We start from the raw sequence: 23709 nt of genomic DNA on the forward strand, positions 1-23709 counted from the left end.
AAGCTTATAAAACTATACTGATGAAACTTATATGGAAAATTTTAATCGCGGGAGTTGTACTTGCTATTCTTGTGTTTGGAGCTATTAGTGTTTGGGCATTTAATAAAATGGCGAATATTGATGAGTTGGAAATTAATAGTAAGGATACTCCAACAGAAAAATTAGAGAAAGTAGATAAATGGTTGTCAAATCTTCAAAAGGATAATAAGTTTAATGGTGCGGTTTTGTTGATTAAAAATGATAGCGTTCTTTTAAAAAAGACATATGGATTTACCGATTACACGAGAAAAGAAAAATTAAGTACCAAATCTTCTTTTCGTTTAGCATCAGTTTCCAAACAGTTTACAGGTGTCGGAATCATGATATTAAAAGAACAAGGTAAATTAAATTTTGATGATTCTATCACAAAGTTTTTACCATCTCTTCCTTATAAAAATGTAACTGTTAGAAATCTATTAAATCATACCTCAGGAATTCCGGATGCTTATATGGGGTTTCCCAATAAATATGAAAAGGAAATTGGTGATGCTTTAACCATTACTAAAATGGTGGAGTTATTGGCAAAAGAAAACTTGCCTTTAGTAAAAGAACCTAATGAGGTTTATTCATATAATAATACAGGATATGTTTTGTTAGCTGCAATCATTGAAAGTATTTCGGGAAAATCTTTCGAAGAATTTATGCAAGCCGAATTGTTTGATAAATTAGAAATGAAAAATACGAGAGTATGGAACTTAGTGTCTGCCGACTCTACTTTTCCTAACAAAACCTGGTCATTTGAAAACGTTTTAGGAGAAACAGAAGAGTTGAGGCCAGGTGTTTTAGATGGAATTGCAGGAGATGGAGGAGTATTTTGTAGCATTGATGATTTCGTAAAATGGAATCAGTTTTGGTACGATAATAATCTGCTATCTGAGTCAACAATGCAAGAAGCCTTTAAAGTGACAAGGTTAAATAATGGAACTGAAGTAAAGTATGGTTTTGGATGGTCTATTTTTAATGAAAATGCACATGCACACAATGGTTCTTGGTTAGGAGCTAGAACTAGTTTTTTAAGGAATATAAAATTAAAGAATGCTATTGTAGTTTTAGATAATTCAGCAAGTATGAATGTTGATGGTATTGTAAATCAATTAGTGAAAGTTTTGAAGTAGAAGAATACCGAAAAGAATGAATGTAAAATGAAGAGTTCATTAACATTTTTTTATAATATTCTCATCTTTAATCATGTAAAAAATATTGATGGATAGCCGTATCTTTGTTCGGTTCAATTAAAATTAAAAATATGCCTCGTTGGGTAATCCCTGTTATCATTATTTCAACTCTCATCATAGTTTTGGAGTTGTATGCGTTTCAAGCAATTAAAACACTTACAAAAAATAAAATAATTAAATTGGTCTGGCTGGCTTTCGGAGTGTTGGCTTATGTTAACTTTTTCTATGTTATTTTTTCCTCGGATCGAACTTCTGGTCAAACAAGACAGTTCCAGTGGGCTGCTGCATTTATGATTTTAGCCTTATTACCAAAGTTGTTTATTTTGGTTGTGATGTTCGGTGAAGATGTTGTAAGGTATTTTCAAAAGACAATATCATATTTCTCTTCTGAAACTACAAAATCCGTTGCTGGCAGAAGGAAATTTATATCTCAGTTGGCATTAGGTATCGCTGCAATTCCATTTGCGAGTATGTTGTATGGTATTTTCAAGGGAAAGTTTAACTACAAAGTTTTAAAGTACCAATTGGCTTTTAAAGACTTACCAGAGGCTTTTGACGGATTTACAATCACTCAAATTACAGATATCCATTCGGGAAGTTTTGACAATAAAGAAAAGATTCAATATGGTGTGGATTTAATTAATGAACAGCAGTCAGATGTTATTTTATTTACAGGAGATATCGTCAATAATTTCGCGAAGGAAATGGATCCATGGTTAGAAATGTTCAGTAAGTTGGATGCGCCAAGTGGAAAGTACTCTATTTTAGGGAATCATGATTATGGTGATTATTCTCAATGGAATTCAGAAGAAGATAAGAAAGCTAACTTTGAAGCTATAAAAGAACTTCATCCCAAAATTGGTTTCGATTTATTATTGAATGAAAATCGCTACCTTGAGAAAGATGGGCAAAAAATAGCATTAGTAGGGGTTGAAAACTGGGGAAGAGGTTTTAAAAAGTCAGGTGATTTAAAGAAAGCATCCACAGGGATTAATCAAGAAGATTTTAAAATACTAATGACTCATGATCCTACACATTGGGATTTAAAAGTTAAAGAGGATGATTTTAATTATCATTTAACTTTGAGTGGTCATACACATGGATTGCAATTCGGAATTGAAATACCAGGTTTTTTTAGATGGAGTCCTTCTCAATATGTATATAAACAATGGGCGGGATTATATGAAGAATTTGGAAGATATATTAATGTAAATCGAGGATTTGGATACCACGCTTTTCCCGGTAGAGTTGGAATTTGGCCAGAAATTACTGTTATAGAGTTGAAAAAAGCATGATTTTAGCGTTTTTTCTCAGGTAAATCGTTGATGCTTAATAAAAAAATAGTAATTTTAGGCGTGTTTTTTAAACAAATTATTAAAAAAATGACAAAGTTTGGCGAAATCATCAACATCGATATCCCCGTATTAATCGATTTTTACTTTGATTGGGATGATGCTGAAAACAGTGTAGAAACATTAAGAGATGTAGCTGCAGCCTTAGGCGATAAAGCTAAAGTTATTAAGATAGATATCAAGAAAAATGAAATTTTAGCAGACGCTTTACGAGTAAAAGGTAATCCTACCTTTATGATTTATAAGAAAGGAGAAATGATGTGGAGGAAAACAGGAGAACAAGACGCGAATACCTTAATAGGTTTAGTACAACAATACGTTTAAAATTTATAATTATAATTTAAAAAAGGCTACCAAATGGTAGCCTTTTTATTTACGGTTTTATAGAGTCAAGTATTTGTTGAGGAATATCGGTTTCTTCCTCTGGAGTTTGGAATAAGCCCTTAAACAATTTTACTTTTTCGAAAAAGTCATTTTCAAGACTCTCAATATACTTTTTATCCTTATCAAATCTATTGATTTGACTCAATATGTTTCTATACATATAAAGATTAGTATCTAAATCATCAAAAATTTCGTTGATATCATCATAAGTACTAAAGTGCTCTAATTCTTGTTGAAACAAGTTAATAAGAGTTTCAGCAGTTTGTCTTGCTTTGTCTTTATCCCCGATTTTATAATACAATTCAGGATATCCTAATGAAATACTGTAGTGATCAAAATCTGGAATAGGCATCTTGTGTAAAGATAAATCTAGTACTTCTTTTGCAGTGGCTGTATCCCCTTTAATTAAAAACTCTTCAGATAGCCTCATTAAATTATTTCTAAGAGAAATAGCGTTTCTTTTTGCTTGTTCATCAAGATATATTTCCCCGTTATTAATTGTTTTCCATTCCCACTTTTTAATGTTATTATACATCTTTTCAGGGTCTATGCGTCCCATATCGAACATCGATTTATTCGCGATAGGAGTTTTTATAGGAACCAATTTAAAAGACATTCCATCTAATTGTAAATAATCTTTTAACCAAATATATTCTTCTGCAGCATTTGCTCCGCCTGTAAAGTATAGTGGACGCTTCCAATCAAAATTATTAAGAATATCCAACATTAAAACTCTATTTTTTGTAATTACATCGTCGATTTCAATGTCGATATAATCTACCATTTTGTCGGCATCTTTTGCTTCAACAATTCCATATTTCAGAGCGTTTTCTTTGTTAACTGGAATTCGAATCTTATTTGTTGGGAATATCTTTTCTTTTAATCCATTTTCAGTTTCATAATAAGTAGCGTCGTTACTACTTCCAATCCACTTCATAAAAGTACTCAATGAAATTACAGAATCTTTTAACTGTGGATGTGGCATATGATATGCTACATCTAGAGTTCCATATTTATACTGATGATGTTTTAATGTAGAAGGAATAGGATCTGCGTTATAAGTTTTTTTCTTCATCTGATCGATGTACCAATCAGTAGCAAATAAACTTGTATTAACGATTTTAATATCTCTACGCACACCTTCAATTTGTTGCATGTACCATAGAGGGAATGTGTCATTATCGCCAATCGTAAATAAGATGGCGTTAGGGTCGCAGCTTTCTAAATACGTCTGAGCATTTAATTGCGCTAGGTATCTATCACCTCTGTCGTGATCATCCCAGTTTTGGAATCCCATTAAGACAGGAACAGCAAGTAAGGAAATAATAGAAATTCCAAGCGCTACCATTTTTTTATCCATAATAGTTTTTAAACTATTATAAAGTGCTAGTACGCCGAAGCCTATCCAAATAGCAAAAACATAGAATGATCCTACCACGGCGTAATCTCGTTCTCTTGGCTCAAAAGGTTTAGGATTGGTGTAAAAAATGATAGCAAAACCGGTAAAAGCAAAAAATATAGCTAAGTTATACCAGTTGTTCTTGTCTTCTTTAACATGATAAAGCAGACCTATAATTCCAAGAATTAGAGGTAAAAAGAAATATGTGTTTCTTCCTTTATTATTCTTAATGTTATCCGGTAATTTTTCCTGTGAGCCTAGTCGAACTTCATCTATAAATTTTATTCCACTTAACCAATTACCGTTATTGTCTAAATGTCCTTGTATATCATTTTGTCTACCAACAAAATTCCACATAAAATAACGCCCATACATATAGCCAAACTGGAAGTTAATCATAAATTTAATATTCTCAAAAAATGTTGGACGCCTAGTACTTCTTTGAGGTATTCCAGCAATTTGTTTATAATATTGCTCGGAACCTGGATCAACCATTCTAGGTATAAAACCTTTGTGTTTACTAGACCATTCAGGTAATACGTTTTTATATTGATTTACAATTTCATATTTCCCATTAATCTTTTCATATTTTGGTTTGTCATCTCTATAAACATTTACGATGTTTCCATATTCATCTTTGACTTTTTCTTGCTCTTTCTTATACGCAAAAGAATAGTATTTATCGTAAAAAACGTTCGCATCTCCGTATTGTTCTCTGTTATAATAAGCTAATAATTCTCTCGCACTTGACGGATTGTTTTCGTTGATAATAGTATCGGCATTTGCTCTAATAGGAAGCATCAACCATGTTGAAAACCCTATCATTATAAACAATAGAGACAGAATTACTGTATTTGCTAGAACTAACTTTTTCTCTCTAGTACGTTTTAACCCAAAATAAAATAATGCGATTAATATGATGCCTGCAATAATAGTTCCCGAATTGTAAGGTAAGCCAATTGTATTGATGAAAAATAATTCAGAAACACTAAAGAATTTTAGAGTAAATGGGAATAAGAATTTAAAAACAAAGGCTAAAACAAAAATTGAAATTAACGTTGCTATTGCGGTGGTTTTAATTGTAATTTCTTTGTAGTTTTTGAAGAAATAAATCAAAACAATCGATGGAATTACCAAAAGGGATAAAATATGAACACCGAAAGATAATCCAACCACAAAACTGATAAGCAATAACCATCTATGACCTCTTGGAGTGTTCATTTCGCTTTCCCATTTAAGTCCAAGCCAAAATAAAATTGCCATTAAAAAAGAAGACATTGCGTAAACTTCTCCTTCCACAGCGCTAAACCAAAAGCTATCGGAAAAAGTATAGGCTAAGGAACCTACCAATCCACTTCCTAATACAGCAATTTTCTCTCCTGTAGAAAAAACACCATTCTTACTTACTACTTTTTTCGCTAGGTTGGTTACGGTCCAAAACATAAAAAGAATTGTAAATGCACTTGCTAGACCAGACATAAAGTTTACCATTAGAGCGAGGTTACTAGGGTCGCTAGTAAACATAGCAAAGAATGCGCCGAGCATTTGAAATAAAGGAGCTCCTGGTGGGTGTCCAACTTCAAGATTTACAGCGGTAGAAATATATTCTCCACAATCCCAAGAACTAACAGTTGGCTCTAAGGTTAAGGTGTAAGTTATCAAAGCAATACCAAATGAAACCCATCCTAAAATAATGTTCCATTTGTTGTAGTTAAAATCTTTCATAATAGAGTTAAAAAATCAATGCGAATGTACTATATTTTATTCTTAAATTTAAAGCAATGTGTTTTAAGGTTGTAGACAAAACTAATAGTTATCTGTTTTTATGAACTAATAGGGAGACTAAATTATTGTTAAAAAATAAAAATGTAAAAAATATTTTGGTATTTGTAAAAAAGTTATAAATTTGCATCCGCATTTGCAATTGGCCTATGGTGTAATGGTAACACACCGGTTTTTGGTACCGATATTCAAGGTTCGAGTCCTTGTAGGCCAACTTTAAAGCTTCAGTTTAATTTCTGAAGCTTTTTTTGTGCGGCTATCTAAGTGTTAAGTATTAGCAATTTGTTCGTTAAATTGCCAATAAGTTGTGTTTTTTTAGAAAAAATATTAAACAAAAACAGGTAAAGACAAATTTAACTTTTAGTAAAAGTTATATGAGGGGTAAAGGTAGGTGGAGAACAGAATGGATCCTTAGCAGAAATTTTAGTTTAAAAATAAATTTTGTTTTTTGTAATAAGTAACTTTGTTTTATATTTGTAGCTACAATTTTGGCCCATGGTGTAATGGTAACACACCGGTTTTTGGTGCCGTTATTCTAGGTTCGAGTCCTAGTGGGCCAACAAAGCTTCTAACATTTCTGTTAGAAGCTTTTTTTATATCATCAATTTTTATTTTCAAATTATTTTAACTATATATTTTTAACTTAAAATAGATGCAGAAGTCAAAAAATTAACATAAGAAATAAATATTATCTAAAAAATAAGTATCTTTGTTGAGCAGCATCCCCCCGAAAAAATAATTTTTTAATTTTTAATCCCTAGTCATATGAAAAAAATTATTCTTTCAATTGCACTGTTGTTCTTTGTTCATTTTTGTTATTCTCAAACAAAGGAAGACTACAGTTCTGTGTTGAATACACTTAAAGATGCATTTAATGCTAAAAATGTAGATCAGGTCTATAATTTGTTTTCTTCTGATCTGAAGTCTAGCCTCTCGAAAGAAAAGCTTTCTCAACTTTTTAAAGATACTCATGCCGATAAAGGAGCAATGGGTGATTCCGAATTAATTTTAGAAGAAGATTCGAGCAATCGTTATTTAACGGACTTCGAAAATGCTTCCATGTTAATTGTGCTAAAACTTACTTCAGAAGGCAAACTTTCAGTCTTCAGTATCGAGGAGTATTAAAATTTCAAACAACTATCATTTATACTAATTTAATTTAACAGTTATGAATAAAATTACATTATTCAAAGTAACTACTACATTTATTATTGTAGTGTTATTTATACAGCCAAGAGAAATTAAGGCTCAATCAAAATTCGGGGCATTAACTTATAATAAAGCGGTTAATATTTCCGGAAAACAAAGAATGTTAACTCAGAAAATGGCGAAAACATATTTGTATTTGCTTAGTAATCCCTCAGATGCAAAGGCAAAGCGTGATTTGTTGACTACGAAAATTATTTTTGAAAAACAGAATAAGATTTTGACGGCTAATTCGAAATCTACATTAACAAAGAATCTTATAAATAAAGTTAATAAAGGATGGGAGAAGTTTAATGCCTTAATGGAAGGATCGCCTAATATAAAAAAAGCAAAAGAAATTATAGATACTAACTCTATTCTTTTGAAAGATGTTAATGCTGTTGTTGAGGCAATTATTTTAGAATCAAAAAATGCGGCATCAAATAATTTATCTTCCGATGATGGCTTGTCTGAAGAAGATACAGAACTAAAACAAACCATAAACAAAGCTGGAAAACAGCGAATGCTTAGTCAAAGGTTAGCTCTCTATTATTTTGCTAATAGTGGAAATCTTAAGGATAAGAATAATGAAGCGAGATTAAGAGGTGTTTTTACAAGTTTAGATGATGCTATTACGGATTTGTTAATATCTAATTTTAATAATGCTAGAATTGATCAAGCGTTAGGTGCAGCAATGACGAAATGGGAACAAGTAAAAAATAATGAGGATAAACTTTTTAAAGGAGGTTTTAATGCAAGGGAAATGTATAATTTAAGTAACGATTTAACGAGAGCGTTTAATAAGGTTACCATTTTATATGAGAAAGTTAAACTGTAAACTTTCTATTAATAAGTATTTAATGATTTATTACTCGTTATTATGAAAAAATGGATTTTAATATTTGTTTTGTTCTTGTCAGAGTCATTGATGGCGCAAGAATTTAAAATAGGTTTAGATTTTAGGCCTCGTTTGGAATATTCAAATGGTTTTGGTAATCTCATTCCTGAAGGAACTGATGCTGGATTGTTTGTTCAGCAAAGGTCAAGGTTAAATATTGATTATAAGATTGAGAATTTTATAGCCTATTTCAGTGTTCAAGATGTTAGTGTTTGGGGAGATCATCCTCAAATTGCAGCATCCGATGGTAATAATAGTTTTTCTCTTGCACAAGCATGGGTGAAATTCAACTTTAACGATAGTTGGGCATTGAAAATAGGAAGGCAGGTGTTGTCTTACGATGATCAAAGGGTTTTTGGTGGTTTAGATTGGGCAATGCAAGGACGATTTCATGATGCCGCATTGTTTAATTATCAAAAGGATGGTTTTAAGTTAGATATCGGTCTTGCGTTTAATCAAAATGGTGTTAGTCGCCAAGGTACATTGTTTGATCCAAATAATGCTGGTGACGCGAGAGCGGTTTTTGATTACAAGGCAATGTTGTTTTTATGGGCTCACAAAAAGTGGGATTCTTTCTCGGGAAGCTTTTTGTTTTCAAATAACTCATATCAAAATTTAGCAGGTCAAACGCCAGAAGAAGGTGTTGTGAATAGACAAACTTTTGGTGTTCACTTGGTTTCAAAACCTTCGGGCTCATTTAATATTACAGGTAATTTTTATATGCAAACGGGAGAGTTCTTTGAAGGTGTTGATTTATCGGCATATAATGCATTGTTGGAATTTTCTTATAAGCCTAATAAAACTTTATTTGGATTGGGAGCGGAGCTTTTAAGTGGAGATGAAAATGGAACTTCCGATGGAGAGATCAATTCGTTCTTTCCGATTTTTGGTACCAATCATAAATTTAATGGTTATATGGATTATTTCTATGTTGGCAATCATGCTAATTCGGTTGGTCTGAATGATCTTTATGGTAAAGTTGTTTTTAAAACAGGAGACAAATCAAGTTTACTTACTAAAATCCATTATTTCATGTCGAATAAAGATATTAACGGAGATAATTACTTAGGTACGGAGTTGGATTTGGTTTACACGCATAAAGTGATGTCTTTTGCGACTTTAAAGGTCGGCTATTCTCAAATGTTCGCTTCAGATACAATGGAGGTTTTAAAAGGTGTTGCAAATCCTCAGGGAATGCAAAATTGGGGTTGGGTAATGCTAGTAGTAAAACCTGAGTTGTTTAATTGGAAAAATAAAGAGATATAATATTTTTATTGAAGTTTTAAGTATTGTATTTATTGTTATGTGAGTTTATAAAAGGAGGGTTTTTCCCTCCTTTTTTATGTGAACTCATGATTTTTTGTTTTGATGGAGGGTTCTTAATTTTCTAAAGTTCACCTCTTGTTTAGGTTAGTTTAGATCATAAAAAAAACAGCGAGCTGTAAAAGCTCACTGTTATGTGGTTTTTTCGCGCAAATTGCTTTAATTGATTCGACTAAGTTTAGCTTTTAACTCTTTGTTTTCTGCTTCAATTTTTACTAGCCAGTTTTCTGCTTTTTTAATCTCAGAAGAGAGTTTTGATATTTCAGAAACTGATTTATTGAAATCAAGACTCTTCATTTCTTCTTTCTTCTTTTTTAATTCTTCTTTACTTATCGTAATGATTCTTGAGTTTAGTTTAATTTTATTTTTTAAAATAATAACTTCCTTTTTTCTTTTTTTATGGCTTCGAAGTTTGTCTGTGGATTCAATTTTCGTAACGGTAGTTATAGTTTTTTTAGGTGTCTCGATTTTCTTAGGTGTTGCTTTAGTTTCAGCGATTAGAGTTTCTTTGTTTAGGGTCGCTGTTTTTCTTGCTTCTTCTAAAGATTCTTTCTTTGAAGCTATATTTCTATCTAAAACTATTAACTTGTTTTCAAGATTTAAGATTTCGTTTTGTTGTTTTTCTATTTCTTCTGCTGAAATTTCATCCTTTTCTTTGCTGGCGTTTAATTTGTCCGTAGCGCTTTGAAGTTTTTCAAATCCGCTCATTAATTTATCGAGATCGTTTTTTATCTCAGTTTCTAATTCTTGTATAGATTTACTAGTGTTTTGTGCGTTAATGGTGTTGATTGATAAAATGGCTATAAAAATTATAGCTAATCTGAATACTTTCATGGAAAATCATTTACTTTAAACTTACATTTACATTCTATAGTTTTAATAACACATATGTCTTGTTGACATTAAAATATCCAATTGGGGGTTGGGGTTAAAAACTATCTAGTTTCATTAGTTCTTGTAGATGGCGGGAGGAGTTTTAATTGGTTTCTTGATTGTTTAATCTATGATAAGAACAAAATAGAGCCAATTGAAAACAAAGATTGTATTAAACCTTAACTTTGTTTTAACAAATATAACAAAAAAACAATAAACTAATTCTTTTAAGTGTTGATATCTAGGTTGTTTGCTTTTTTTAAGTAATAAGGTGAAATAAGTTTAATTTTCAGAAAAGTTCATTTTTCGTTTTGATAATTGCTTCCACATGGTAATTTATTATTCGTTGTCTTCCTTCTTTAGTGTTTAGTATGTTGTTGAATTCTTCGAAATTATCCATAAAAAAGCTTTCAGTAAGTATAGCAGGCATTTTAGTTTTTGTAAACACGTAAAAATGTTGTTCTTTATCGAGGTCACCATCGCTAAAATCTGTTCGTAACTTCCTGTCAGGAAACTCTCTGATAAACTCATTTCCGAGAATAGTGGCTATCTGATCACTTTTTGTGTTACCCGGAGAGGTGAAAATTTCACTTCCATGACCACCTCCAGCATTCGAATGAATACTCAAATAAAAGCAATTATTTTTTGGGTATTTATTGGCTCTCTTAACTCTAGTTTCTAGTGTTACATCTCTGTATTCGGGAGCGATATTCACATAGCTAATATTTAGTTTAGTTAATTCTTCAATAATTCCATTTACAATGGCTCTGTTAAATTCGCCTTCGTAAATAATTCCATCATCACCCCAGTCTTTTCTTTTTCCATTGGTCTGATATTCTCCGTTTATGAGGCCACCATGTCCATTATCGAGTAGTACAATCATGTTATATAATTTGGTTGAAAACTAAAAATACAACTTTAATAAAATGGATAAAAGGGATAAATCATATTTAAATAGCGTTGTTTTCCTGTTTTTATTGACTTGAATATCATTTTCCTAAGCGATTTAGACTTGTTTAATACATAATTTGTTGTTATATTTGCACCGAATTTCTCAAATAAGATGTATGCAGGGGACGAAAGTCCCCTCTTTTTATACCTAAAATGAATCAAGATAAAGTAAAAGGATTGTTACAAGAAGCATTGGATGAAAATCCTTCATTGTTTCTTATTGATTTACAGTTTCTTGCAAACAGTAAGATTAAAGTAGTAGTTGACGGAGATTCAGGCGTACCGCTTAGTGAATGTGTTAGGATTAGTAGAAATATTGAACATAACTTAGATAGAGAAGAAGAGGATTTTTCTCTAGAGGTTACAACTCCAGACATATCGGATTCTCTAAAGGTAAGACGTCAGTATAATAAGAATTTGAATAGAATATTAAAAGTAAAAACAAACGATGCCGAGTTTGAAGGTAAGTTGATTGAAATTAATGAGGAGAATATAGTGCTAACTTGGAAATCAAGAGAGCCGAAACCAGTTGGTAAGGGAAAACATACGGTAGAAAAACAAGAAGAAATACCGTTTGATAGTATAAAAGAAGCAAAAGTGAAGATTATATTTTAATAGAACAGAAATGGAAAATATTGCATTAATTGAGTCGTTTTCAGATTTTAAAGACAATAAGAGTATAGATAGAGTAATGTTAATGTCTATCTTGGAAGAAGTATTTCGTTCTGCATTAAAAAGAAAGTACGGGTCAGATGATAATTTTGATATTATTATCAATCCAGATAAAGGAGATTTAGAGATTTGGAGGAATCGTGTTGTTGTTGCTGATGGAATGTCAGAAGATGACAATGAGGAAATCGAATTATCAGAAGCAAGAAAAATTGAGCCTGATTTTGAAATTGGAGAAGATGTATCAGAAGAAGTTAAGTTAATTGATTTAGGAAGAAGAGCTATTTTAGCGTTACGTCAAAACTTAATTTCAAAAATACATGAGCACGATAGTACGAATGTATTTAAGCAATTCAAAGATTTAGAAGGTGAGATTTATAGCGCTGAAGTTCATCATATTCGTCACAACGCTGTTATTTTACTTGATGATGAAGGAAATGAAATAGTATTGCCAAAAACAGAACAAATACGTTCTGATTTCTTTAGAAAAGGTGATTCGGTAAGAGGTGTTATTAAAAAGGTAGAATTAAGAGGAAATAAGCCTTCTATAATTTTATCTAGAACAGCACCTGCATTCTTAGTGAAATTATTTGAACAAGAAATTCCTGAAGTTTTTGATGGTTTAATTACTATTGAAGGAGTAGCAAGAATTCCTGGAGATAAAGCAAAGATTGCTGTTGATTCTTATGACGATAGAATTGATCCAGTAGGAGCTTGTGTTGGAGTTAAAGGATCTCGTATTCACGGAATCGTTCGTGAATTAGGAAACGAAAATATTGACGTAATTAATTATACTAAGAACGAACAGTTGTATATTGCAAGAGCGTTAAGCCCTGCTAAAGTAACTTCTGTAACTATCGAGAAGTTTGATGAGGAAAAAGATGGTAAAAAAGGTAGAGTAAATGTACTTTTAAAACCAGAGGAAGTTTCTAAAGCAATTGGTAGGTCTGGTGTGAATATTCGTCTGGCGAGTCAATTAACCGGGTACGATATTGATGTACAGCGTGAAGGTATAGAAGAGGAGGATGTAGAATTAACAGAATTCTCTGATGAAATAGAAGCATGGGTAATAGAAGAGTTTAGAAAAATTGGTTTAGATACGGCTAAAAGTGTTTTAGATAAAGACGTGTCTGAGTTAGTAAAAAGAACCGATTTAGAAGAAGAAACTATTATTGATGTTCAAAGAATTTTGAGAGAAGAATTCGAAGATTAATAACATAAGGTTTTTCGGTACCTTTATAACCGAAAATATGAGTAAGTAAATTGAATACTTGCTTATGAAATAAAAAGGATTAAACTATTTATGGCTGAAGCTAAAAAATTAAGACTAAACAGAGTTTTAAGAGAATTAAATATCTCTTTAGATAGAGCGGTGGAACATTTGGCAAAGAATGGTCACGAAATCGAGGCGCGTCCAACTACAAAGATTTCTGATACTGAATACCAAGTGTTGTTAGACGGTTTCCAAACGGATAAGTCTAAGCGTGTAGCGTCTAAAGAAGTAAGCGAAGAAAAGCGTAAGGAGAAAGAAGAAATACGCAAAAGAATCGAGGCTGAACAAGAGGCTAAACGTGTTGAAGAAGAAGCTAAGAAGCAAGAAGTTCTTAAGGCTAAGGCTGAAAAACCTAAGTTAAAAACTGTAGGTAAAATAGATATTAATGCTGGTAAAACTCCTGAAGTAAAAGAAGAACCTAAGGAAGACGTGAAGGAGGTTGAAAAACCAAAGGTAGAAGAGAAGAAACCAGAGGTTAAAAAAGAGGTTCAAGAACCTAAAAAGCAAGAACAACCTAAAGTGGCGCCAAAGGTTGTTAATAAGGAAGAAAAGAAAGTAGTTCTTACTCCTAAGCCTAAACAAAATAAGCCAGAGGCTAAGAAAGAGGCAGAGCCTAAAAAGGAAGTTACTCCTGAGAATGCTGAAAAAATTAAAACAAAGTATCAAAAGCTTGATGGTCCTAAAATGACCGGTCAAAAAATTGATTTAAAGCAATTTGAAAGGCCAAAGAAAAAGAAGCCAGATGCTAATAAAGGAGGCAATGACGCAGCTGATAAGAAGAAGCGTAAGAGAATAACTAAACCTGGAACAGGTAATCAAGGTCAACAAGGAAATAGAGGAGGTCAATCTCAAGGAAACAGAAATCAAGGAAACAGAAGAGGAAACCAGGGTAATAGAAGAGGTAGAAGACCAGAGGTTAAAAAAGAAGAATTAACAGAAGCTGAAATCCAAAAACAAGTTAGAGAAACACTTGAAAAACTTCAAGGTAAATCTAGTAAGGGTAAAGGAGCTAAATATAGAAGAGAGAAGAGAGATCAGCATAGACAGCAGGCAGAAGCAGAAATGCAAGCTGCTCAAGAAAATGTATTAAAGGTTACAGAGTTTGTTACGGTAAGTGAGGTAGCGACGATGATGGATAAACCTGTAACAGATATCATTTCAGCATGTATGATGTTAGGAATGATGGTAACTATGAACCAACGTTTAGATGCTGAAACACTTCAAATAGTTGCAGAGGAATTTAATTATAAAGTTGAGTTTGTAGGTGCTGAAGTGGAAGAGTCGATTGAAGAGGTTGAAGATAAGCCAGAAGATTTATCTCCTCGTGCTCCGATTATTACGGTTATGGGTCACGTTGATCACGGTAAAACATCTTTACTTGATTATGTTCGTAAGGCAAATGTAATTGCCGGAGAAAGTGGTGGAATTACACAGCATATTGGTGCCTATAGTGTTACTTTAGAAGGAGGTCAAAAAATCGCATTCTTAGATACACCAGGTCACGAGGCCTTTACTGCAATGCGTGCTCGTGGTGCTCAGGTTACGGATTTGGTGATTATTGTAATTGCTGCTGATGACGATGTAATGCCACAAACAAAAGAGGCAATATCGCACGCTCAAGCTGCTGATGTACCAATTGTATTTGCCATTAATAAAGTAGATAAGCCTAACGCTAATCCAGACAATATTAAAACGCAACTTTCGGCAATGAATCTTTTAGTAGAAGATTGGGGAGGTAGTATACAATCTCAAGAGATTTCTGCTAAAACAGGACAAGGTGTTGATGAGTTATTAGAGAAAGTTTTACTTGAAGCAGAAGTATTAGAGTTAAAAGCTAATCCAGAGAAGAATGCTGTCGGAACAGTTGTAGAGGCACAATTAGATAAAGGTAGAGGTTATGTATCTACAATTTTAGTTCAAGCAGGAACGTTAAGAATTGGTGATTACTTATTAGCAGGTAAGCATAGTGGTAAAGTAAGAGCTATGTTCGATGAACGTGGTAAGAAAGTAAAAGAAGCTGGTCCATCAACTCCTGTTTCAATATTAGGGTTAGATGGAGCTCCTCAAGCTGGAGATAAATTCAATGTATTTGATGATGAGCGTGAAGCGAAGCAAATTGCTGCGAAACGTTCTCAGTTACAACGTGAGCAGTCTGTAAGAACTCAAAAGACATTAACATTAGACGAAATTGGTCGTCGTATTGCTCTTGGAGACTTTAAAGAGTTAAACTTAATCTTAAAAGGAGACGTGGATGGTTCTGTGGAAGCATTAACCGATTCTTTCCAGAAATTGTCTACTGAAGAAATTCAAGTAAACATACTTCATAAAGGAGTTGGAGCGATTACAGAATCTGATGTTTTATTAGCGTCTGCTTCAGATGCAATTATTATCGGATTTAATGTGCGTCCTCAGTCTAATGCGAGAAGTATCGCTGATAGAGAAGAAGTAGATATCAGAACATATTCTATTATTTACGACGCTATTAATGACCTTAAGGATGCAATGGAGGGAATGTTATCTCCTGAGATGAAAGAAGAGGTTATTGGTAATGTTGAAATCAGAGAGGTTTATAAGATTTCTAAGATTGGAAATATTGCAGGTTGTATGGTAATGAGTGGTAAGATTACTAGAGATGCAAATGTTAGAATTATTAGAGATGGAATCGTTGTTCACGATGGTGAGTTAGCTTCGTTAAAGCGTTTTAAAGACGATGTAAAAGAAGTTACAAAAGGATACGATTGTGGTTTACAAATCAAGAACTACAATGATATCAAAGAAAATGACGTGATTGAAGTTTATATTGAAGTTGCTGTTAAAAAGAAACTTAAATAAAAAACATATTTTAGTTAATAATACAAAAGGCCTTGTTTATACAAGGTCTTTTTTTATTTCCTTAAATTGAAGAAATTTTAGCAACAATAATCCGCTAACTAAACCTAAAGCGTAATAACATTTTGGAATCCTTTTTAAAACGGTTTGAGGGCATATAAAATTCCCTGTTAAATGAAGTACAGAAGCAACCAGAGTTATCAAAAAGATAATTCCTAGTAATGTGAAGTAAAGGAATTTCCATTTGTTCGTTATGTGGGATATTAAAGCAGTAATAAAGAGTCCAAGGATAACATAACATATAGGGATTCCTGATAGTTTAGGACAAACATTTCCTGATTTGTACTCAGATATTACAACGCCTAAAACAGCTTCAATACCAACTACAAAAAAGAAATAAATAACAAGAGAGGTAATCCGTTTGTATGTCATAAGGAATCTTTTAGAAATTGTTAAAACTCCTTATTATCAAATATAGGATTAGTTTTTAAACGAAAAAAACTCTCTCAAAAAATTTGAAAGAGTTTAATTAATATTTGAAGAATACTATCAATAACTATTTTGAATAAGGAATTACAATAGCACCTGAAAATTTTTCTTTGATTTTATTTAAAGCCCTATCAGCTTCAAGTTTTGTTGTGTAACCTCCAACTTGTACTTTCCATTCAGGAGCTTCATATTCTAATTTCGGAACCCCAGGAAACTTCATCATGAAATTTTGTTTGATGTTGCGAGCTCTTCTTTCTGTTCCGTTATACAACTGAATTTTATAGATTGTTTTATTTTTCTTATTGTAATTTCTTTTCTTTTTTAATAAAGAATTAATGCTTTGATTATCTGTATATTTAGACTGGGAAGTTACGTTTGAAACGCCCATAAAAAACAAAGCCAAAAAAACTAAATTTATACAACTTTTATTCATATTCTATGTTTTCTACAAAAGTAACGACTTGTGAGTTAATAGATTGCTAAGACTTGTTATTTAGAATTAATATAAATTACAAATTAGGATTCTCTTAACATTTCCTATTTTATAGAGAAGTAGTAATTTTGTCCGAGTTTATACAAATGGTTTAAAAGATATCCAATTGTAAAAACAACATACAGATTAGATACAAAAATTATATTTTTACAGTATGAAAAGTGTGAATCATCACAGTAAACTTAGTCGAATCCTTCTTAGTAGTCTTACTTTTTTATTCGTATTTCTAATAAGTTTTTCGGTAAATGCCCAAGATGTTGATGTAGAACGTCAAAAAGCAGGTAGGAAATTATTCAACGCTAACTGCGCGTCTTGCCACAAGTTAGATAAACCTTTTACTGGTCCAGCATTAGGGGGAGTGGAAGAAAGAAGAGAAAACGAGTGGCTTAAAAAGTGGATTCGTAATAACGCTGAGTTAAGAGCTTCAGGTGATGCTGATGCAATTGCTTTGTATGAAGAGTGGGATCAATCAAACATGACAGCTTTCCCTCAATTTACAGATCAGAATATCGATGATATTTTGTACTATACCACTGTCGGTGATCCAGCTCCAGTTATTGACCCCACTAATCAAACGCAGTCAACAACTGCTGGTGGAGATGCTCCAAAATGGTTAATCTGGATTTTAGCTGCCGCAATCGTAGTTGCTTTCTTAATCATTGGGAACTTATTAAAAACAGTTAGTGAGTTAAAAGGTGCTCCTAAAACTCCAGGGTTATTAGGTCAAACTGCAGAGTTATGGGAAGGTATTAAGAAAAACACTTTTTTACATGTGCTATTCGTAATCTTCGGTGCATTAATTACAGCGTATGTTTTATTCGGGACATTGTTTAAAGTTGGTGTAGACCAAGGTTATCAACCAGTACAACCAATTTTATTTTCACACAAAATTCACGCAGGAGATAATAAGATTGAGTGTCAATATTGTCACTCAGCAGCTAAGCATTCTAAACATTCGGGTATTCCATCTTTAAACGTTTGTATGAACTGTCACAAAAACATCTCTGAAGTAGCTGAGGGAACTCAAGTTGTTTTAGAAGAAGGTGGACGTGTAGTTGGGAAATCTGAATTAGACAAAGAAATCGCAAAAATCTACGAGCACGTAGGTTGGGATAAAGATAAGTTAGAGTACACAGGAAATACTAAACCTATTGAATGGGTTAGAATTCATAATTTACCAGATTTCGCATACTTCAATCACTCTCAACACGTAACCGTTGCTGGAGTAAAATGTCAAAAATGTCATGGTCCAGTTGAAGAAATGGAAGAATTGTATCAATATTCTCCATTAACTATGGGTTGGTGTATTGATTGTCACAAGGAAACAAATGTTGACTTGAAAGGGAACGAGTACTATGCTAAGATTCATGCAGACTTAGCTAAGAAGTATGGAGTAGAGCAGGTGACAATTGCTCAGTTAGGTGGTAAAGAATGTGGTAAGTGCCACTATTAATAATTAAGAAAGTAGAAAAACACGTTATATAAATGGCTTCAAACAAAAAATACTGGCAAAGTGTTGAAGAACTAAACGATAGTTCTGTTGTTGAAACGCTACGTAGTCAAGAGTTTGTACAGGAAATACCTACAGACGAGTTTTTAGGAGATAAAGAAACTCTTGAAGGTTCATCTACTTCACGTAGAGATTTCTTAAAGTATGTAGGTTTTTCAACAGCGGCGGCTTCATTAGCAGCATGTGAAGGACCTGTTAGAAAATCGATCCCTTATGTAGTTCAACCTAACGATATAGTGGTAGGTATAGCAGATTGGTATGCAACTACAATTGCAGACGGATTTGATTTTGCAAATGTTTTAGTAAAAACTAGAGAAGGTCGTCCAATTCAAGTAATGCCAAACAAAGAGGCGGGTGGAGTAACTAATGCTCGTACGCAAGCTTCTGTGTTGTCATTATACGATAGCGACTTACGTGTAAAAGAACCAAGAAAAGGAGATGCTCAAATTACTTGGGCGGACGCAGATAAAGAAATCATTGCTAAATTAGAAAGCCTTAAGAACGCTAATGCTTTAGTATACTTAATGACTGGAACTCTAGCTAGTCCTTCTACTGAAAAAGTAGTTGCAGATTTCTTAGTTAAATATCCAAATGTAAAGCATGTTACATACGATGCGGTTTCTGAAAGTGGAACTGCAGATGCTTTTGAGGCGATGTATGGAACTCGTGCATTACCTAATTACGATTTTAGTAAGGCGGAAGTAATTGCTTCTATCGGTGCAGATTTCTTAGGAGATTGGCAAGGTGGTTACGAAAAGTCATACGCAGAAGGACGAAGACCTGAAACTGGTAAAATGTCTTACCATGTTCAGATTGAAAGTAACATGTCTTTATCAGGAGCAAATGCTGATAAACGTATTGTTGCAAAACCTTCATTACAAGTAAATGCATTAATTAAGTTGTTTAATGCGATTACTGGTCAGAATATTACTACAGAGAGTACTCCAATTGACGCTCAAGTTACTAAGTTAGCTAACGATTTAAAGAAAGCGGGTAGTAAAGGTGTTGTAGTAACTGGAATTAATGACAAGAATGCTCAAATGGTGGCCTTAGCTATCAATAAAGCATTAAATAGTGAAGTTATTGATACTAAAGCGGTAAACTTAACACGTCAAGGAAGCGATGCTAAAGTTGCTGAATTAATTGCGGATGTTAAGTCTGGTAAAGCTAAAGGTTTAGTAACGTACAACGTAAATCCGGTATATTCTTTAGCTGGATTCGGTGAGTCTATTAAGAATTTAGATTTATCGGTAGCTATTTCAACTCAAGACGACGCAACAGCAAATGCTGCTAAAATAACGTTACCAGCTCCACATAATTTAGAGAGCTGGGGAGATGTAATGGCAACTGCTGGAAAGTATAGTTTAGTACAACCTACGATTGCACCATTATTTAATACTCGTCAGTTTCAAGATGTGTTATTAAAGTGGTCAGGAACAACTAAAAACTATTACGATACATTAAAAGAATTCTGGAGTACTAATGTGTTAAACGGTGCTTCTTGGAGTCAAGCATTACACGATGGTTTCTTTACAGGAACTCCTGTAGCTGCATCAACTGAAACTTCTGAGGAGTCTTCAAATGAAGATGCTATTTCAGGAGCGTTAGGTGTAAATACTGCAGCTAACGAATTATCAAAAGTAAAATCAACTCAATTTGAGTTAACATTATATACTTCTACAGCATTAGGAGATGGTAAGCAAGCAAATAACCCTTGGTTACAAGAATTACCAGATCCAATTACTCGTGCTTCATGGGATAACTACTTAACAATGTCTATGGCAGATGCTAAGGAGTTAGGATTTACAAACCCAGTTAAAGATAACGGAGCAATCGATGGTGATTATGCTAAAGTTACTGTGAATGGAGTGGAAGTAATCGTTCCTGTAATTGTTCAACCTGGACAAGCTAAAGGTTCTTTAGGTTTAGCTTTAGGTTATGGTAGGACACAAGGACTTAAAAAGGAAATGCAAGTAGGAGTAAATGCATATCCTTTATACGTAGATAACAAAAACGTTCAGTATAATGTTTCTGTTGAGAAAGTAAGCGGAACACATAAATTCGCTTGTATTCAGGTTCAGAGCACATTAGCTGGTCGTCATGATATTTTAAGAGAAGCTACTTTAAAAGAAGTAAATGATAAATCTTTAAATCCGAAGCATACTTGGAATCAACCTTTCATGGTATCTTATGATCACCAAGAGACTGAAGCTACGGATAAGAAAGTAGATTTATGGGATGATCACGATAGAAGTTTAGGTCACCATTTTAACTTATCTATTGACTTAACTTCTTGTACTGGTTGTGGAGCTTGTGTTGTAGCGTGTCATGCTGAAAACAATGTTCCAGTTGTAGGTAAAGATGAAGTACGTGTAGGTAGAGATATGCACTGGTTACGTATTGATCGTTACTACTCTTCAACAGTAGAAGATAAGCAATATGCGGAAGGTGTAGCTATGACTATGGATGAGTTTAAGGCTCAGAATCCAAATATTCCTAACAAAGATTTAGAAAGAAGATATACTGAGAAAGTATTAGAATTAAGTAAAGGAGACTTATTTGATGCTTTAGAGAACCCTGCAGAAAACCCAGAGGTTACTTTCCAACCAATGATGTGTCAACACTGTAATCACGCGCCATGTGAAACAGTTTGTCCAGTTGCTGCAACTTCTCACGGTCGTCAAGGTCAAAACCAAATGGCTTATAACCGTTGTGTAGGTACTCGTTATTGTGCAAACAACTGTCCATATCGTGTACGTCGTTTCAACTGGTTTAACTATGCGGATAACAAAGAATTCGATTTCAACATGAATAACGAATACGGTAAGATGGTATTAAACCCAGACGTAGTTGTTCGTTCTCGTGGAGTAATGGAAAAATGTTCTATGTGTATCCAAATGACGCAAGCTACTATCTTAAAAGCTAAGAAAGAAGGTAGAGCAGTTAAAGCGGATGAATTCCAAACTGCATGTTCACAAGCATGTTCGACTGGAGCTATGGTATTCGGAGACGTTAATAACGAGAAAGATACTGTTGCCAAGTTAAAAGAAGATAAAAGAGCTTTCCACGTGTTAGATTACATTGGTACAAAACCAAACGTAGTGTATCAAGTGAAAGTAAGAAATACAAACGAAGCTTAATTAAATTATAAGAATATAGATTATGTCGGGTCATTACGAATCGTCTTATAGAGAACCTTTAATACTTGGTGATAAGAGTTACCATGATATTACAGAAGATATAGCAAGACCAATAGAAGGAAAAGCTAACAAACACTGGTATGTTGCATTCTACATTTCTTTAGCAGCGATGTTATGGGGATTTGGATGTATCTTCTACACAGTAGGAACAGGTATTGGTGTTTGGGGATTAAGTAAAAACATTGGATGGGCTTGGGATATTACCAACTTCGTTTGGTGGGTAGGTATCGGTCACGCAGGTACATTAATCTCAGCCGTGTTATTATTATTCCGTCAAAAATGGAGAATGGCAATTAACCGTTCTGCGGAGGCAATGACAATCTTTGCCGTATTCCAAGCGGGATTATTCCCAATTATTCACATGGGACGTCCATGGAACGGATACTGGGTATTACCAATTCCAAACCAATTCGGATCATTATGGGTTAACTTTAACTCGCCATTATTATGGGATGTATTCGCAATTTCTACGTATTTATCGGTATCATTAGTGTTCTGGTGGACTGGTTTATTGCCTGATTTTGCTACAATTCGTGATAGAGCTGTGAAGCCTTTCCAAAAGAAGATATATGCTTTATTATCTTTCGGATGGTCAGGTAGAGCAAAAGATTGGCAACGTTTTGAAGAAGTTTCTTTAGTATTAGCTGGTTTAGCAACTCCATTAGTACTTTCAGTTCACACAATTGTATCGTTTGACTTCGCTACTTCTGTAAACCCAGGATGGCACTCGACAATTTTCCCACCTTACTTCGTTGCTGGAGCAATCTTCTCAGGATTCGCAATGGTACAAACCTTATTAGGTATCATGCGTAAGGTAACTAACATGGAAGCTTATATCACTCGTTTACACATCGAGTATATGAATATCGTAATTATTTTAACAGGAGGTATTGTAGCTGTTGCATATGCTACTGAATTCTTCATCGCATGGTATACGGGTTCTCCTTATGAAAACTATACGTATTTATCATTTGGTGCTGAGGCAGGTGCTTATGGATGGGCTTTCTGGTCATTAATGATATTCAATATTATCATTCCTCAAATCTTATGGATTAAGAAGTTTAGAAGGAGTTTCGTTGTTTCTTTCTTAGTTTCTATTGCAATTAACATCGGAATGTGGTTTGAGCGTTTTGATATCATCGCAATCGTATTAAGTAAGGGTCAATTACCTTCTACTTGGTGGAGATTTGAGCCAACATTTGTTGATGTAGGTATCTTCATCGGAACTATTGGTTTCTTCTTCGTATTATTCTTATTATACGCTAGAACATTCCCAGTGATTCCAACAGCAGAGATTAAGACGATTTTAAAATCTTCAGGAGAGAATTATAAAAAACAAAGAGACGAGAACAATGAGCACTAATAAAGTAATTCACGCATTATACAATGATGATGATATCTTAATGGATGCCGTTAAGAAAGTAAGAGGAGAACATCATCATATTGAAGAAGTATATACTCCTTTCCCAGTTCACGGGTTAGATAAAGCTTTAGGTTTAGCTCCAACTCGTTTAGCAATTACTGCATTCTTATACGGAATTACAGGTACGTCAATTGCAATTTGGCTAACATGGTATACAATGATTGCAGATTGGCCACAAGATATCGGAGGAAAGCCTAGTTTTACATGGTATGAAAATATGCCTGCTTTCGTTCCAATTTTATTTGAATTAACAGTATTTTTTGCAGCTCACTTAATGGTAATTACATTCTACATGAGAAGTAGAATATGGCCATTCAAAGAAGCAGAAAATCCAGATCCAAGAACTACTGATGATCATTTTTTAATGGAGATTCCAGTTCATGATAATGAAGAAGCTTTAACATCTTTATTAGAGTCAACAGGAGCAGTAGAAATTAAAGTAGTAGATAAGCACTAATAGAC

At 33.4% G+C, this 23709-nt stretch carries 18 protein-coding genes and 2 tRNA genes; 15 read left to right on the forward strand and 5 right to left on the reverse strand.

The annotated features are described in order from the left end of the window. The first annotated feature begins 20 nt into the window (after positions 1-20). The 3 genes from ACOSP6_RS12640 to ACOSP6_RS12650 all read left to right on the forward strand — a co-directional run bounded on the left by ACOSP6_RS12640 (position 21) and on the right by ACOSP6_RS12650 (position 2890). Positions 21-1154, forward strand: coding sequence for a serine hydrolase domain-containing protein (locus tag ACOSP6_RS12640; RefSeq protein ID WP_422094272.1), 1134 nt, complete (start codon positions 21-23; stop codon positions 1152-1154). A 131-nt stretch (positions 1155-1285) separates the two neighbouring features. Further along, complete coding sequence (locus ACOSP6_RS12645; protein WP_422094273.1) at positions 1286-2509, forward strand: metallophosphoesterase; 1224 nt, start codon at positions 1286-1288, stop codon at positions 2507-2509. An 87-nt stretch (positions 2510-2596) separates the two neighbouring features. Then, on the forward strand, positions 2597-2890 hold the full coding sequence (locus tag ACOSP6_RS12650; protein ID WP_100923649.1) for a thioredoxin family protein: 294 nt from the start codon (positions 2597-2599) through the stop codon (positions 2888-2890). Positions 2891-2939: 49 nt separating this feature from the next. Here ACOSP6_RS12650 and ACOSP6_RS12655 read toward each other — a convergent pair whose 3' ends face one another. Further along, the gene (locus tag ACOSP6_RS12655) at positions 2940-6074 is read right to left on the reverse strand and encodes a protein O-mannosyl-transferase family (protein WP_422094274.1); all 3135 of its coding nucleotides are present in this window, start codon (positions 6072-6074) and stop codon (positions 2940-2942) included. A 200-nt stretch (positions 6075-6274) separates the two neighbouring features. Here ACOSP6_RS12655 and ACOSP6_RS12660 point away from each other — a divergent pair. The 5 genes from ACOSP6_RS12660 (at position 6275) to ACOSP6_RS12680 (ending at position 9480) form a co-directional block, all read left to right on the forward strand. Then, positions 6275-6345, forward strand: a tRNA-Gln gene (locus ACOSP6_RS12660). A 275-nt stretch (positions 6346-6620) separates the two neighbouring features. Beyond that, positions 6621-6691 (forward strand) — tRNA-Gln (locus ACOSP6_RS12665). A 205-nt stretch (positions 6692-6896) separates the two neighbouring features. After that, on the forward strand, positions 6897-7256 hold the full coding sequence (locus ACOSP6_RS12670; RefSeq protein WP_422094275.1) for a DUF3887 domain-containing protein: 360 nt from the start codon (positions 6897-6899) through the stop codon (positions 7254-7256). Between the two features lie 43 nt (positions 7257-7299). Next, positions 7300-8154 carry a type IV pili methyl-accepting chemotaxis transducer N-terminal domain-containing protein gene (locus ACOSP6_RS12675; RefSeq protein WP_422094276.1) on the forward strand — a complete coding sequence of 285 codons (855 nt, stop codon included), beginning with the start codon at positions 7300-7302 and terminating at the stop codon, positions 8152-8154. A gap of 42 nt (positions 8155-8196) precedes the next feature. Continuing rightward, the gene (locus tag ACOSP6_RS12680) at positions 8197-9480 is read left to right on the forward strand and encodes an alginate export family protein (protein WP_422094277.1); all 1284 of its coding nucleotides are present in this window, start codon (positions 8197-8199) and stop codon (positions 9478-9480) included. Between the two features lie 216 nt (positions 9481-9696). Here the strand turns inward: ACOSP6_RS12680 and ACOSP6_RS12685 are convergent, their stop codons facing one another. Beyond that, a complete protein-coding gene (locus ACOSP6_RS12685; RefSeq protein WP_422094278.1) occupies positions 9697-10371 on the reverse strand; it encodes a hypothetical protein in 675 nt (224 codons plus the stop codon). Positions 10372-10699: 328 nt separating this feature from the next. After that, positions 10700-11293, reverse strand: a complete 594-nt coding sequence (locus tag ACOSP6_RS12690) for an N-acetylmuramoyl-L-alanine amidase (protein ID WP_422094279.1) — start codon at positions 11291-11293, stop codon at positions 10700-10702. Positions 11294-11514: 221 nt separating this feature from the next. Here ACOSP6_RS12690 and rimP point away from each other — a divergent pair, with 221 nt between their 5' ends. The 3 genes from rimP to infB all read left to right on the forward strand — a co-directional run bounded on the left by rimP (position 11515) and on the right by infB (position 16135). Further along, on the forward strand, positions 11515-11976 hold the full coding sequence (gene rimP / locus ACOSP6_RS12695; RefSeq protein ID WP_422094280.1) for a ribosome assembly cofactor RimP: 462 nt from the start codon (positions 11515-11517) through the stop codon (positions 11974-11976). A gap of 10 nt (positions 11977-11986) precedes the next feature. Continuing rightward, complete coding sequence (gene nusA / locus ACOSP6_RS12700; RefSeq protein ID WP_422094281.1) at positions 11987-13243, forward strand: transcription termination factor NusA; 1257 nt, start codon at positions 11987-11989, stop codon at positions 13241-13243. A 90-nt stretch (positions 13244-13333) separates the two neighbouring features. Beyond that, positions 13334-16135 carry a translation initiation factor IF-2 gene (gene infB / locus ACOSP6_RS12705; RefSeq protein ID WP_422094282.1) on the forward strand — a complete coding sequence of 934 codons (2802 nt, stop codon included), beginning with the start codon at positions 13334-13336 and terminating at the stop codon, positions 16133-16135. Positions 16136-16171: 36 nt separating this feature from the next. On the opposite strand, the gene ACOSP6_RS12710 is transcribed toward infB, so the two are convergent. Then, positions 16172-16564, reverse strand: coding sequence for a hypothetical protein (locus ACOSP6_RS12710; protein WP_422094283.1), 393 nt, complete (start codon positions 16562-16564; stop codon positions 16172-16174). A 124-nt stretch (positions 16565-16688) separates the two neighbouring features. Further along, positions 16689-17054, reverse strand: a complete 366-nt coding sequence (locus ACOSP6_RS12715; protein ID WP_422094284.1) for an SPOR domain-containing protein — start codon at positions 17052-17054, stop codon at positions 16689-16691. Between the two features lie 214 nt (positions 17055-17268). On the opposite strand from ACOSP6_RS12715, the gene ACOSP6_RS12720 reads away from it, so the two are divergent. Genes ACOSP6_RS12720 through ACOSP6_RS12735 form a run of 4 tightly spaced genes read left to right on the forward strand, consistent with a single transcriptional unit; the run spans position 17269 to position 23704 of the window. Then, positions 17269-18567 carry a cytochrome c3 family protein gene (locus tag ACOSP6_RS12720; protein WP_422094285.1) on the forward strand — a complete coding sequence of 433 codons (1299 nt, stop codon included), beginning with the start codon at positions 17269-17271 and terminating at the stop codon, positions 18565-18567. Positions 18568-18599: 32 nt separating this feature from the next. Beyond that, a complete protein-coding gene (locus ACOSP6_RS12725; protein WP_422094286.1) occupies positions 18600-21764 on the forward strand; it encodes a TAT-variant-translocated molybdopterin oxidoreductase in 3165 nt (1054 codons plus the stop codon). A gap of 22 nt (positions 21765-21786) precedes the next feature. Next, positions 21787-23187, forward strand: coding sequence for an NrfD/PsrC family molybdoenzyme membrane anchor subunit (gene nrfD / locus ACOSP6_RS12730; protein WP_100923660.1), 1401 nt, complete (start codon positions 21787-21789; stop codon positions 23185-23187). Beyond that, positions 23177-23704, forward strand: coding sequence for a DUF3341 domain-containing protein (locus ACOSP6_RS12735; protein ID WP_422094287.1), 528 nt, complete (start codon positions 23177-23179; stop codon positions 23702-23704). The genes nrfD and ACOSP6_RS12735 overlap by 11 nt, the downstream gene beginning before the upstream one ends. Positions 23705-23709 lie beyond the last annotated feature (5 nt).

The organism is Tenacibaculum sp. MEBiC06402, assembly GCF_049239625.1.
Classification (GTDB): domain Bacteria; phylum Bacteroidota; class Bacteroidia; order Flavobacteriales; family Flavobacteriaceae; genus Polaribacter.